The sequence below is a fragment of the Mycolicibacterium sichuanense genome, assembly GCF_033741125.1.
GTDB lineage: Bacteria > Actinomycetota > Actinomycetes > Mycobacteriales > Mycobacteriaceae > Mycobacterium.
Genome location: NZ_JAWQPU010000005.1, coordinates 17705 through 31120, shown reverse-complemented (window position 1 = coordinate 31120; position 13416 = coordinate 17705). Strand labels below are relative to the sequence as shown.

The following is a 13416-nucleotide window of genomic DNA, read 5'->3' as shown; positions in this document are numbered from 1 at the left end:
CCCATGAGTGATGGCTTGTTGTTCGACCCCAACACCTACGACCCGGTGGAGTTCGACGCCGAGACCCGCAGACTGCTGCGCGCGACCATCGACTTCTTCGAGGGCCAGGGCAAGAAGCGGATCCTCGACGAGGACCTCAATGCGCAGTGGCCCGCGGACTTCGTCGACTTCGTCAAGCGCGAGAAGCTGTTCGCCACGTTCCTAACGCCGTCGGAGTTCGCCGGTGCGGACGAAAGGAGCGGAAGGAAGGCGAATCCCGACAAGCGCTGGGACGGCGCCCGCAATGCCGCGCTGGCCGAGATCCTCGGCTTCTACGGGCTGACGTACTGGTACACCGAGCAGGTCACCATCCTGGGTCTCGGGCCGGTGTGGCAGAGCGAGAACAAGGACGCCAAGCTGCGGGCGGCCGACGACCTCGAAGCCGGCGAGGTGATGGCGTTCGGGCTGTCCGAGCGCGAGCATGGTGCCGACGTCTACAGCACCGACATGATCCTCACCCCGGCCAGCGGGGAGGACCAAGCCGACGGCATCCTCTACCGAGCCACGGGCGAGAAGTACTACATCGGCAACGGCAACGTCGCGAGCCTGGTGTCGGTGTTCGGTCGACGCGGCGACGTGGAGGGCCAGGAGGGGTATGTCTTCTTCGCCGCCGACAGCCGGCACCAGGACTACCACCTCATCGACAACGTCGTGCACATGCAGATCTACGTGAGCACCTTCCGGCTGGAGAACTATCCGGTGCGAGCCGAGGACATCCTGCACACCGGCGTCGAGGCCTTCGCCGCGGCGCTGAACACGGTCAACGTTGGCAAGTTCAACCTGTGCTCGTCGTCGATCGGCATGTGCGAGCACGCCTTCTACGAGGCGATCACTCACGCGCACAACCGCATCCTGTACGGCAAGCCGGTCACCGACTTCAGTCACGTGCGCGCCAACTTCGTCGACGCCTACGCCCGGATGATCGCGATGAAGGCGTTCAGCCGCCGCGCGGTCGACTACTTCCGCAGTGCGAGCCTGCAGGACCGGCGCTATCTGCTGTTCAACCCGATGACCAAGGCCAAGGTGACGATGGAGGGCGAGACGGTCATGCGCGCTCTGCACGACGTGATCGCCGCCAAGGGCTACGAGAAGAACACCATGTTTCGCGAGGTCGCCCAGCTGATCGGCTGCCTGCCGCGCCTGGAGGGCACGGTGCACGTCAACGTCGGACTGGTGCTCAAGTTCATGCCCAACTACATGCTCGATCCCAAGGAGTACCCGGATATTCCGACCCGCAACGACCCGGCCGACGACACGTTCTTCTGGCAGCAGGGACCGACTCGGGGGGCGGGTCGGATTCAATTCGCCGACTGGACCCGCGCGTACGAGCAGCACGCGCACGTGGCCAACGTCGGCGCATTCTACGAGCAGGCGCAGGCGTTCCGGGAGCTGCTGCTGACGGCCGCGCCCGATGCCGCGCAGGCCAAGGACCTCGACTTCCTGCTCAACGTCGGGCACCTGTTCTCGTTGATCGTCTACGGCCAGTTGATCCTGGAACAGGCCGCGCTCACCGGACTCGACGACGACGTCGTCGACCAGATCTTCGCCTTCCAGATCAACGACTTCAACACCTACGCCGTTGCGCTGCAAGGCAAGCCGACGACGACCTCCGCACAACGACAGTGGGCGCTCGGGGCCATCCGTCAGCCGGTGCCCGATGCCGACCGGTTCGACCGGATGTGGCAGCGGGTCGAGTCCTACGACGGCGCCTACGAGATGGCGCCCTGACGACTCAGCCCTGGGGGCGCTGCTTCTTCTCGATGACGACCAGCGCCAACGGAATTCGGACCTCCGAGGGGGATGCGGCCACCCGTTGTGCGATGCCAGAATGCAACGCGTCGAGCACGCCGGCGCGGCGGTCGGCGGGCAGGTCCGCGACCATGTGCGGCAATGCCGAGGCGCCCAGGAAGCCTGCCCACTTGGCGCCGAGCGCGTCGGCCTTGCGGTCGGTGCGGTACTGCGCCCAGAATCGGTCCTCGGCGTCGAAGACCTCGAGGTGCTCGACGGTCAGTTTCTCGAAGGTGCCCGACGGGGCGAACGGCGAGAGGAAGTCGCGAGCCCGGCGACCGACGATGGGGATCGTCATGGCGTCCGCCTCCTCACCGGTGAGCAGCTGCCGGGCGACCAGGTCGGTCAGCGTCGCGGAGATGGCCTCGAGTAGCGGGCGATAGCCGAAGTCGCCGTCATCGCCGATTGCCATCGTCATCACCACCAGCCGGCCACCGGGACTGAGCTCGCGGCCGCGAAACGCCACGAACTCGTGCCAGTCGTGCGCGGCCTGCCTGGCATAGGCGGTGCGCACCGCCTCGTCCTTGCCGAGAGCGACCACGACGTGGTCTCCGACGGGCGACGGCGTGCGCGCCAGCCACTGGATGGACCATGCCGACCAGGCCAGATTGACGCTGTTGGACGGCACGATCTGGGTGTAGAAGGAGCGGCCGACCGCGGAACCGAACACGGCCGCGTCCTTCTTCAGGTAGCTGTCGGGATCCTCGTTCAGGGTGCGGAAGAGCTGGGTGAAGTCATTCTCGGGGACGTCGGTGTGGGTGACCAGCACCGAATGCTCGGGTCGGGTCCGCTTGCGCAACACCGCGACCGCGGCGCTGATCGCCGACAGCGAGTTGTGGCCGGTGGCCGCGCCGTAGTCGGCGATGACGATCGGCCGCGGTGACCGGGGGATGGGCACCACCTCGGCCGCCTGCTCGAAAAGCGTTATCGCCCGCCGCAATCCGGCGGCCTGCAGCCGCGAGGAGGCGGTATAGGAGCCGCTGTCCATCGGCTCCGGGCGCACCACGACACTGGATTCGGGCATAACCCAAACCGTAACCCGGTGCGGGCCGGGACGTGACACACTGCGGATCATGACGAACCGGACTGCACCCCGGATTCTGACCATCGTCGCGGTGTCGACGATGGTGGTGACCGCCATCGGGTTCGCCGTGACGTTGATGCTCAACACCTTCGTGCTCGACGAGTACGACGCCTACGGCAAGGTGCCGATCCCCGGGTCGGGCAGTGTGCAGTTGCCGGCCGGCGACGTCACCGTGACGTTCCACACGATCCTCGTCGGGGGTAGCGGCAGCGGGCTTCCGGTGCCGCCGCTGAAGTACCGCATCACCGGACCGGGCGGCATCGACGCGCAACTGCGCGAGGACTACGGCAGCACGACGACGGTGAACAACGATGCCCGCGTGCGCATCGGCTACCTGTCGGTCCCGGAGGCGGGAACCTACGACGTCCGGCTCGACGGTAACGTCACCGCCTACCTCGAGCCCGCACTGGCGTTCGGCCACCCCAGCAGCTACGGACGTGTGCCGTGGATCCTCGCCGCGATCTTCGGGTTCGCGCTCGTCGACCTGATCATCGCGCGGGTCTGGGCGGCCCGGGTCAGGCGCCGCGAGGTGGCCGGCCCGCCCGTGCCGACGCCCGCCACGCCGTGGACGCCGACCGTGGTGCCGGTGTCCTCCGACGAGAGCATCCGGGTGCAGACGCTGGAAACGCTTGCCCGACTACGTGATTCGGGCGCGCTGAGCCAGGCCGAGTACGAGGCCGAGAAGAAGAGGGTGCTCGAGGGGCATTAGTGGCCCCTGGCGACCCACTCGTCATAGTTGACGATCTCGCCGCCGACGGTGGTGGTGTCGCCGTGACCGGTGTAGACCACCGTGTCGGGCGGCAGTGTGCCCAGCCGCCCGGAGATGGACTGCAGGATGGTCGGGAAGTCGGAGTAGGACCGGCCCGTCGCGCCGGGTCCACCGCTGAACAGGGTGTCGCCGCTGAACACCGCGCCCAGGTCGGGGGCGTACCAGCAGACCGAGCCAGGGGAGTGTCCCGGGGTGTGCAGCGCGCGCAGCTCGACACCACCCACGGTGAGCACCAGTCCGTCGTCGACGGCGCGGAACTCGTCGTCGGGATGGGTCATCCGCCAGAGCACGTCATCGGCGGGGTGCAGCAGCACCGGGGCGTCGAGGGTCTTGCCCAGTTCGGGGGCGACGGTGACGTGGTCGTTGTGCCCGTGGGTGCACACCACGGCGACGACGTTGCGGCCCGCGACGGCCTCGACGATGGGCGCCGCGGAGTGGGCGGCGTCGAAGACGATGACCTCGGAGTCGTCCCCGACGAGCCAGATGTTGTTGTCGACGTCCCAGCTGCCGCCGTCGAGTTCGAACGTGCCGCTGGTGACCAGGCGCTCGATGGCGGTCACAGGATCACCACGGACCGCAGGACCTCGCCGGCGTGCATGCGATGGAATGCCGCCTCCACGTCCCCCAAGCCGATGCGTTCGGAGACGAAGCGCTCCAGCGGCAGCCGGCCCTGGCGGTAGAGGCTGATCAGGGTGGGGAAGTCGCGTTCGGGCAGGCAGTCGCCGTACCAGGAGGACTTCAACGAGCCACCGCGGGAGAAGAAGTCGACCAGCGGCATCTCCAGCGTCATGTCCGGGGTGGGCACGCCGACCAGGACGACGGTGCCCGCCAGGTCGCGGGCGTAGAAGGCCTGCTTCCAGGTCTGCGGGCGGCCGACCGCGTCGATGACGACGTCGGCGCCGTTGCCGCCGGTGAGGTCCTGGATGGTCTGCACGACGTCGAATTCGCCGGCGTTGATCGTGTGGGTGGCCCCGAAGCCGCGCGCCCAGTTCAGCTTCTTGTCGTCCATGTCGACGGCGATGATCATCTTGGCGCCGACCAGGGCGGCCCCGGCGATCGCGGCATCGCCGACGCCGCCGCACCCGATGACCGCGACGGTGTCGTCACGGTTGACGTTGCCGGTGTTGATCGCCGCGCCGATGCCCGCCATCACCCCACAGCCGATCAGCCCCGCGACGGCGGGGTCGGCCTCGGGGTCGACCTTGGTGCACTGCCCTTCGTGGACGAGGGTCTTGTCGGCGAAGGCGCCGATCCCGAGGGCGGGGGTGAGCTCGGTGCCGTCGGTCAGGGTCATCTTCTGGGCGGCGTTGTGGGTGTCGAAGCAGTACTGCGGGCGACCGCGCTTGCATGCTCGGCACCGTCCGCACACCGCGCGCCAGTTGAGGACGACGAAGTCGCCCACCTCGACGTTGGTCACGCCCTCGCCGATCGATTCGACCGTGCCGGCAGCCTCGTGGCCGAGTAGGAAGGGGTACTCGTCGTTGATGCCGCCCTCGCGGTAGGTCAGGTCGGTGTGACACACCCCGCAGGCGATGACGTCGACCACCACCTCGCCGGGGCCGGGGTCGGGGATCACGATGTCCACCAACTCGACAGGCTGCTTCTTGGACCGGGAAATGACACCGCGCACCGTCTGACTCATGGCCTACAACTTAGCGGTCCGAACCGCGACTCCTCCGGTTTCCCCGGCCTCTGGCGCAGTGGTCCGCTCAGTGATGTGATGAAGCCTCAGGAGGTGTCATGGATCTGTTGACGGACCACCTCGCCGAGGCGCGGCGCGCCTACCGACGCGGGGACTGGAGCGCGAGCCACGCGGCGTTCAGCCGTGCCGACGGCATGGGTCCGCTGGCCCTCGACGATGCCGAAGTGTTCGCGACCGTCGCCTGGCGGCTGGGTCACGCCGCTGAGGCCGTGCGACTCGCCGAGCGGGTGTACGGGCGGATGGTGCGTACCGATCCGGCCGCGGCGTCGATGGAGGCGGTGAACCTGGCCCGGCTGTGGCTGACTCGCGGTGACGTCAACGTCGGGCGCAGCTGGCTGGACCGGGCACGGCGGTCGCTGGCCGGGACCGCGGTGGGGCCCGCCAACGGTTATCTCGGTTACCTCGAGGCGGTCGTCGCGCTGCGGGAGGGTGATGCCGAGCGACTCGAGGGCCAGGCGGCAGCGGTGCGGGACGTCGCCGACCGTTTCGCCGACGCGACGCTGGTGCCGCTGGCGGCCGTGATCGCGGCGGTCGACGCATTTCGCGGCGGTCGGATCGAGCAAGGGCATGCGCTGGTCGAGCGGGTCCTGCCGACGGTGGAGTCGGGCGCGCTGAGCGTGGAGTGGGCCGGTGACGCCTACGGTTTGCTGCTGCACGTGTCCCGCGGGTTGGGCGATCCGTCGCGGACCTCGCCGTGGATGTCGTCGATGCAACGCTGGTGCGAGCGGCACGACGCGCCGCTATATCACCGGGTGCTTGCCGTCTACCGCGGTGGAACCGAGGGCGAGCTGCTGGCCACGAGTTCGGCGCTGCAGGACGTGCACGGCCTGGCCGCCGGGGAGGGCTTCTACCGGCTTGGTGAGCTGCGACGGTTGCGCGGTGACGCCGCAGGCGCGGCCGCGGCCTTCGCGACGGCCCGCCGGCTCGGCGTCGGCTGACGGGATGGGTGCTCTCGACGTCATGGGGGACTGGCCGGTACCGACCGCCGCCGCCGCGGTGGTCGGCCCGTCGGGCGTCCTGGCGGAGTTCGGTGACTCCGACCGCCGGTTCGCGCTGGCGTCGGTGACCAAACCGCTGGTGGCCCGCGCCGTGCAGGTCGCCGTGGAGGAGGGCGTCGTCGAGCTCGACACCCCTGCGGGGCCGCCCGGCGCCACGGTGCGCCACCTGCTCGCCCACACCTCTGGGCTCGCCATGCGCTCGGCCGACGTCATCGCAGAGCCTGGCACCCGGCGGATCTACTCCAACGAGGGATTCAGGGTGTTGGCCGAGGTTGTGCAGCAGGCCTCCGAGATCCCCTTCGCGCAATATCTGACCGAGGCGGTGTTCGAGCCCCTGGCCATGGGTGCGTCGTCGTTGGCGGGAGGTGCCGACACCGCGGGGTACGGCGCCGAGTCCACGGTGGCCGACCTCGCGCGGTTCGCGGGGGAGCTGCTGCGGCCCGCGCTGGTGTCCGGTGAGATGCACGCCGAGGCCACCTCGGTGCAGTTTCCCGGCCTGTCGGGAGTGCTGCCGGGGTACGGGACGCAGCGGCCCAACGACTGGGGGCTCGGCTTCGAGCTCCGCGATGGCAAGTCGCCGCACTGGACCGGCGCCGGCAACAGCGGCGCGACGTTCGGTCACTTCGGCCAGTCGGGCACGTTCGTGTGGGTCGACCCCACGGCCGACCTGGCCCTGGTAGCCCTCACCGACCGGGACTTCGGGGACTGGGCGCACCCGCTGTGGCCCGCTCTCTCTGATGGAGTACTGAGAGAATTCGGCACAGACTAGCGCAACACTGGTCCCACAAGGCACAATAGACACGCACGAAACAACTGCATCTTCTGGGCATTCACCAGGTCGTCGGGGAAGACGTCCCTTTTGGAGCCGAAGGAGCAGATGATGCGTGCGTCGAACCAGTTCGCCGACACGGCCACCGGTGTGGTGTACATCCATGCCTCGCCGGCGGCGGTATGTCCACACGTCGAGTGGGCGCTTTCGTCGACCCTGTCGGCGAGGGCCAACCTCAAGTGGACGCCGCAGCCTGCGATGCCTGGGCAGCTTCGTGCTGTCACCAACTGGGTGGGTCCCGTAGGGACCGGTGCCGCGCTGGCGAACGCGTTGCGGTCCTGGTCCGTGCTCCGGTTCGAGGTCACCGAGGATCCCAGCGAGGGTGTGGACGGACACCGCTGGTGCCACACCCCGCAACTCGGGCTGTGGAGTGGCGTGATGAGCGCCAACGGCGACGTGATGGTCGGCGAGCTGCGGCTACGCGGTCTGATGGCCTCCGGTGCCGACGCGCTGGCCGCTGAACTGGACACCGTGCTCGGCACCGCGTGGGACGAGGCGCTCGAGGCCTACCGCGGTGGCGGTGACACCGGCGAGGTCACCTGGCTCAACCGGGGTGTCGGCTAACCACTAAGCCCCCGCCGAGGCCGCACATCGGATAAATTGTGGCTCGCGTCAATTTCGGGCGCGCATTCGGTGTGAGGGGGCCCGTGGTCGTGGTGAAGCTCGGTGCAGTTCTGACGGCGGCGGTGGTCGTCCTGGCGGGGTGTGGGGGAGGTGGACAGCCGTCGTCGACCCCGGTCAAGTCGAAGAACGCCGGTCAGGGAACCGCCGAGGCGGCGGTGACGACGACCGCGGTCGAAGCGGCGGATCCATCGCCGTCGGCCGAGGCGGACGGATCTGGCCGGATGATCGTCACCTACGACGACGCGACCACACCCGAGGCCATCCGCGGCCGCGCCCTGATGGAGAAGACCAAGGTGATGGACGGTCTGGCGCAGGACGTCAACGAGTCGCTGAAGCTTCCGTACGACGTCCCCCTGGTCGGACAGCAATGCGGCGAGGCCAACGACTTCTGGGATCCCAGCGAGAAGAAGATGATCCTCTGCTACGAGGACGTCGACAACAGCCTGCAGATCTTCGGCGACGCCCACGACGCCGATCCCAATGACGCCGCCCGGCGGGTCGTCATCGCGTCGTTCTACCACGAACTCGGCCACATGGTGATCGACCTGTACGACCTGCCTGCGACGGGTCGTGAAGAGGACGTCGCCGACCAGCTCTCGGCATTCGTCCTGTTGCAACCCGACGATCAGGGCAACGCCAACCCCGACTACGTCGAGGCGGCCAAGGATCAGGCCAGGGCCTATCAGATCGCGGCCAAGGAGGACGACGCGGCGTCCGACGACCTGCTCGCCGACCCGCACACGCTCAACCAGGCCCGCATGTACAACTTCGAGTGCTGGATCTACGGTTCGAACCCCGACGCCAACGCCGACATCGTCGCCGACGGCATGCTGCCCGAGGCCCGGGCCGACGGGTGCGAGGACGAGTACAACAAGCTCTCCCGGGCGTGGAGCACGCTGCTCGAACCGCACATGAAGTAGTGGGGTTCAGGGCCGCAGGATGCGCAATGCACCCGGCACCGCGGACACCTCGACGGGTAGGGGGCAGACGAACTCGCCGTCGGCGTAGGCCGTGATCCTCGGCGAGGCCACGCACTCGACGGTGATCACCCCGGCCCGCGCGGTGCGGACCTCGTCGAGCTCCACGTGCGTGCCCTTGAACACGGTGGGAAACAGCCGGATCAGTCTGGCGCGCGACGCCGAGGCCAACATGGTGACGTCGAGTAGGCCGTCGGTCGGGTCGGCGTCCGGACAGATGAGCATGCCGCCGCCGTAGCTCCTGGTGTTCCCGAACGCCGCCAGGGTGAGGTCGGTGTCGACGTCGCCGCCACCGTCGAAGGTCAGCCGGAAGGGCAGTAGCCGCAGCTTGGACAGCTCGGCAACCATCGCGACGTTGTACCGCATCCGGCCGTGTGGCCAGCGCATCCGGTTGGTGCGGTCGGTGACCAGCGAGTCGAAGCCGGCGGCCATCACGGTGCCGAACCAGCGGTCGGTACCGTCGGCGCCGCGGATGCGGCCCAGGTCGACGGTGGTGGTGCGGCCGTCGGCGATCACGTCCGCGGCCGCCTCGGGATCCTTGGTGGGAACCCCGAATTCGCGAGCGTGGTCGTTTCCGGTGCCCGCTGGGATGATGCCGAGTGGGACGTCGGTCCGAGCCAGCACCTGCAGCGCGAGCGCGACGATACCGTCACCGCCCACGACGACGAGGGCGTCCATGCCACGCTCGAGGGCCCCCTCGACCAGCTGTCGGGCGTGTTGCGGATCGGTGCCCGCGACCGCGACGACGTCGAGGCCCCGGCGCTGGAACTGGGCGATCGCCCGCTCGGCCGCATGCGGTGCGCTGCCGTGGCCCGACGCCGGGTTGGTCAGGACTGTGATGCGTCCCGTCGTGCTCACGGAATCAGCTTGCCGGGGTTGAGGATTCCCGTGGGATCGAGCACCGCCTTCACCGCGCGGAGCACCTCGACGCCCAGGTCGCCGATCTCGTCGCGCATCCACGGTCGGTGGTCGGCGCCGACGGCGTGGTGGTGGGTGATGGTGCCACCGGCACGCACGATCGCATCCGAGGCGGCGGTCTTGGCCCGGCGCCACTGCTCGATCGGGTTGCCCCGCTGCGCGGCCACCACCGTGAAGTACAGCGAGGCGCCGGTCGGATACACGTGGGAAATGTGGCACATCACCAGCGCCGCAGTGCCGGTTTCGGCGAGGCTGGCGGTCAGCGCCTTGGTCACCGCCGCCTTCAGGGCCGCGACGTTGGACCAGTTGGTCGCCGTCTCGAGGGTCTCGCACAGTGCACCGGCCGCCAGCAGCGAGTCGCGAAGGTACGGCGCGCCGAAGCGGCCGTGCTCCCAGGCCCTGGCGGGTTCCTCGCCGAGCGACGTGCCGCCGTGCGCCTGCAGCACCGACCGCGTCTCGGCGTGCCTGCTGTCGGCATGCGCGGCGGTGCCCTCGAACGCGGTGATCGCCAGGCATCCACCGGTGACGCTGCGTTCCCCGATGGTCTCGGTGGTGGCCAGGTTGACGCCGGTCTCCACCTCGTCGGACAGCCGGATCACGGTGGGGCCGGTGCCGGTCTGGACGACGGCCCTCAGCGCAGCGGCACCCGTGGTGAAGTCGGGGAACGTCCACGCCTCGTAACGGGTGGTCTCCGGCACGGGGTGCACTCGCACCCGCACCCTGGTGATCACGCCGAACACACCCTCCGAACCGACGATGAGCTGCCGCAGGTCGGGTCCGGCAGCCGACGCCGGCGCCCGACCCAGGTCGAGGACGCCGGCCGGGGTCACCACGCGCAGGCCGCGGACCATGTCGTCGAAGCGGCCATACCCGGCGGAGTCCTGACCCGAGGAGCGCGTCGCCGCGAAGCCGCCGATGGTGGCGAACTGAAAGCTCTGCGGGAAGTGGCCCAGCGAGAAGCCCTGCGCTCCAAGCATTCTCTCGGCCTCTGGTCCGGTGACCCCGGCGCCCAGCTCGGCCTCACCGGAGACCTGGTCGACGCCGTGCAGTTCGTCGAGGCAACGCAGGTCCAGCGACACGACGGCCTTGAAGTCACCGCGAATTGGGTCCAGGCCACCGACCACGCTGGTCCCGCCGCCGAAGGGGACCACCGCGATGCTCTGCCACGCGCAGAAACCCAACACCTCGACCACGGCATCCTCGTCGGCAGGTAGCAGCACGGCGTCGGGGGCGTCCTGGACGCCAGCATCCCTGCGCCGCAGCAGATCCAGGGTCGACTTACCGCCGGAGTGGAGCAGTCTGCCCCGGTCGTCGGTGATGCAGTGGGCCTCGCCGACTATCGCGGCCAAGGCGGCGCGGTCGGCGCTGGACAGCGCCGACGGTCGCAACCGGACGTCGGCGGCGTCGGGCTCGGCAGCGGGGGTGGCCTCGACGCCGAGCGCCTGGACCAGCAGGGTGCGGATGCCGTCGGAGAGCGGTTTGGCCGCGGCGGGATCACCCCACGCGTTCCACTTCATCGGCGGCAGAAGTTGGTCGTCGGGTCGCGTCATGCGTTACAGTATTACAGATCATGTCAATCCGTAACGATGAACGGCCCTTGCCGGTACGGGAACGCATCTTGGCTGCCACCGCCGACTGCGTCCTGGCCTACGGCGTCGACCGGGTGACCCTGGCCGAGATCGCCCGTCGCGCCGCCGTCAGCCGTCCGACCGTGTATCGCCACTTCCCGGACGTCCGGTCGATCCTGGCGGCGCTGCTGACCAACCGCATCACCAGCGCACTGGGCGCGGTGCCGAGCGAGGGTGTCGGCCGCGAACCGCTGGTCCGTCGGATCGTCGGGCTGGCCCAGGTGGTGCGCGACGACGAGGTCGTCATGTCGGTGCTGCACCAGGCGCCCGGCCTGGCCATGTTCTATCTGTCCGAGCGGCTGGGCACCAGCCAGCAGATCCTGCTCGACACGGTCGTCGGGGAGATCGAAGCCGCCCAGCGCGAGGGCAGCGTGCGCTCCGGGGTGGCCAGGGAACTGGCCGCGATGAGCATGCTGATCACGCAGTCGACGATCCTGTCGGCCCAGCTCGTCGAACCCATCCTGCCCACCGAGCGCCTGGTCGCCGAGTTGGCAATCGCACTGAACGGATACCTCGCGCCATGACCAACCTCGGTTCGTCCACCGCCCTGAACGCCGCCCGCCGCGCCGCCGACCTGACCGCTCTCGGGGACGACGACGCGGTCGACGTCGTCGTGATCGGAGGCGGCATCACCGGTGCGGGGATCGCGCTCGACGCCGCCGCCCGCGGACTCTTGGTGGTGCTCGTCGAGAAGCACGACCTCGCCTTCGGGACCAGCCGGTGGAGCTCGAAGCTGGTGCACGGCGGGCTGCGGTACCTGGCGACGGGCAACGTCGGGATCGCCCGCCGCAGCGCCGTCGAACGCGGAATCCTGATGACGCGCAACGCCCCTCACCTGGTCACGGCGATGCCCCAGCTGGTGCCGCTGCTGCCGTCGATGAGCGGGCCGTCGCGGGCGCTGGTCCGAATTGGCTTCGCCGCCGGCGACGGCCTGCGCGCGCTGGCGGGCACCCCGGCGACGACCCTGCCCCGATCGCGGCGCATCGACGCGGCCCGGGCCATCGCGCTGGCGCCGACCGTCCGCCGGGCCGGGCTCGACGGCGCGTTGCTCGCCCACGACGGTCAGCTGATCGACGACGCCCGGCTGGTCGTCGCCGTCGCGCGTACCGCGGCCCAGCACGGTGCGCGGATCCTCACCCGAGTCGCGGCATCGGCGGCCACCGGGACCTCGGTGCGCCTCACCGATCAGCTCACCGGTGAGTCCTTCGAGCTGTCCGCCCGCGCAGTGATCAACGCCTCCGGGGTCTGGGCCGGGGACGTCGATCCCTCACTGCGACTGCGGCCCAGCCGCGGTACGCACCTGGTGTTCGATGCCGCCGCCTTCGGAAATCCAACTGCGGCCCTTACGGTTCCGATTCCCGGGGAGACCAACCGATTCGTCTTCGCCATGCCGCAGCAGCTCGGCCGGGTGTACCTCGGGCTGACCGACGAGGAGGCGCCAGGGCCGATCCCCGACGTCCCCGAGCCGACACCGGAGGAGGTGGCGTTCTTGCTGGACACCGTCAACACCGCGCTGGCGATCGAGCTGACGACCGCCGACGTGATCGGCGCCTACGCCGGGCTGCGGCCGCTGATCGACACTGGCGCCGGCCGCACCGCCGACGTGTCCCGCGAGCACGCGGTCGTCGAGTCGGACCGCGGCGTGCTGAGCGTGATCGGCGGCAAGCTCACCGAGTACCGCTTCATGGCCGAGGACGCCCTCGATCGCGCGGTGGCATTGCGTGGCCTGTCGGCCGGGCCGTGCCGCACCCACGACCTGCCGCTGGTTGGCGCCCCGGCCAACCCGGCGTCCACCCTGCGCGCGCCGGCCGACCTGCCGTCGTCCCTGGTCGCCCGCTACGGGGCCGAGGCCCCCGAGGTCGTTGGCCGGGCGACGTGCGCGCGCCCGAACGCCGCGGTGGCCGACGGAATCGACGTCATTCGAGCGGAATTCGAGTACGCCGTCACCCATGAGGGCGCGCTGACCGCCGACGACGTGCTGGACCGGCGGACCCGCATCGGCCTGGTGGCGACCGATCGCGCGCGCGTCGAGGCCGTCGCCGCAGAATTCCTCTAGCGGG

At 69.5% G+C, this 13416-nt stretch carries 13 protein-coding genes; 8 read left to right on the top strand and 5 right to left on the bottom strand.

Annotated features, from left to right (window positions below; genetic code table 11):
* Positions 1–3 precede the first annotated feature (3 nt).
* Positions 4–1767, top strand: coding sequence for an acyl-CoA dehydrogenase family protein (locus tag SBI80_RS16075; protein ID WP_318975808.1), 1764 nt, complete (start codon positions 4–6; stop codon positions 1765–1767).
* A gap of 4 nt (positions 1768–1771) precedes the next feature.
* On the opposite strand, the gene SBI80_RS16070 is transcribed toward SBI80_RS16075, so the two are convergent.
* Positions 1772–2851 carry a class I SAM-dependent methyltransferase gene (locus tag SBI80_RS16070; RefSeq protein ID WP_318975807.1) on the bottom strand — a complete coding sequence of 360 codons (1080 nt, stop codon included), beginning with the start codon at positions 2849–2851 and terminating at the stop codon, positions 1772–1774.
* Positions 2852–2900: 49 nt separating this feature from the next.
* Here SBI80_RS16070 and SBI80_RS16065 point away from each other — a divergent pair, with 49 nt between their 5' ends.
* A complete protein-coding gene (locus SBI80_RS16065) occupies positions 2901–3620 on the top strand; it encodes an SHOCT domain-containing protein (protein WP_318975806.1) in 720 nt (239 codons plus the stop codon).
* Here SBI80_RS16065 and SBI80_RS16060 read toward each other — a convergent pair.
* Both SBI80_RS16060 and SBI80_RS16055 read right to left on the bottom strand, forming a co-directional pair.
* On the bottom strand, positions 3617–4240 hold the full coding sequence (locus SBI80_RS16060; protein WP_318975805.1) for an MBL fold metallo-hydrolase: 624 nt from the start codon (positions 4238–4240) through the stop codon (positions 3617–3619). The genes SBI80_RS16065 and SBI80_RS16060 overlap by 4 nt on opposite strands.
* Positions 4237–5322: an S-(hydroxymethyl)mycothiol dehydrogenase gene (locus SBI80_RS16055; protein ID WP_318975804.1), complete on the bottom strand. Its 1086-nt coding sequence runs from the start codon at positions 5320–5322 to the stop codon at positions 4237–4239. Before SBI80_RS16055 ends, SBI80_RS16060 begins: the two co-directional genes overlap by 4 nt.
* A gap of 98 nt (positions 5323–5420) precedes the next feature.
* On the opposite strand from SBI80_RS16055, the gene SBI80_RS16050 reads away from it, so the two are divergent.
* From SBI80_RS16050 to SBI80_RS16035, 4 genes are all read left to right on the top strand, one after another.
* On the top strand, positions 5421–6320 hold the full coding sequence (locus SBI80_RS16050; RefSeq protein WP_318975803.1) for a hypothetical protein: 900 nt from the start codon (positions 5421–5423) through the stop codon (positions 6318–6320).
* A gap of 4 nt (positions 6321–6324) precedes the next feature.
* Complete coding sequence (locus tag SBI80_RS16045) at positions 6325–7149, top strand: serine hydrolase domain-containing protein (RefSeq protein WP_318975802.1); 825 nt, start codon at positions 6325–6327, stop codon at positions 7147–7149.
* Between the two features lie 111 nt (positions 7150–7260).
* On the top strand, positions 7261–7773 hold the full coding sequence (locus SBI80_RS16040) for a DUF3145 domain-containing protein (RefSeq protein ID WP_318975801.1): 513 nt from the start codon (positions 7261–7263) through the stop codon (positions 7771–7773).
* Positions 7774–7865: 92 nt separating this feature from the next.
* On the top strand, positions 7866–8753 hold the full coding sequence (locus SBI80_RS16035) for a DUF4344 domain-containing metallopeptidase (RefSeq protein ID WP_413232744.1): 888 nt from the start codon (positions 7866–7868) through the stop codon (positions 8751–8753).
* Positions 8754–8759: 6 nt separating this feature from the next.
* Here the strand turns inward: SBI80_RS16035 and SBI80_RS16030 are convergent, their stop codons facing one another.
* Positions 8760–9668, bottom strand: a complete 909-nt coding sequence (locus SBI80_RS16030) for a diacylglycerol kinase (protein ID WP_318975800.1) — start codon at positions 9666–9668, stop codon at positions 8760–8762.
* The gene (locus SBI80_RS16025; protein ID WP_318976224.1) at positions 9665–11245 is read right to left on the bottom strand and encodes an FAD-binding oxidoreductase; all 1581 of its coding nucleotides are present in this window, start codon (positions 11243–11245) and stop codon (positions 9665–9667) included. Before SBI80_RS16025 ends, SBI80_RS16030 begins: the two co-directional genes overlap by 4 nt.
* A 50-nt stretch (positions 11246–11295) precedes the next feature.
* Between SBI80_RS16025 and SBI80_RS16020 the strand changes: the two genes are divergently transcribed.
* Both SBI80_RS16020 and SBI80_RS16015 read left to right on the top strand, forming a co-directional pair.
* Entirely contained in the window at positions 11296–11880 is a 585-nt protein-coding gene (locus tag SBI80_RS16020) for a TetR/AcrR family transcriptional regulator (protein WP_318976223.1), read from the top strand.
* The gene (locus SBI80_RS16015; protein WP_318975799.1) at positions 11877–13412 is read left to right on the top strand and encodes a glycerol-3-phosphate dehydrogenase/oxidase; all 1536 of its coding nucleotides are present in this window, start codon (positions 11877–11879) and stop codon (positions 13410–13412) included. The genes SBI80_RS16020 and SBI80_RS16015 overlap by 4 nt, the downstream gene beginning before the upstream one ends.
* Positions 13413–13416 lie beyond the last annotated feature (4 nt).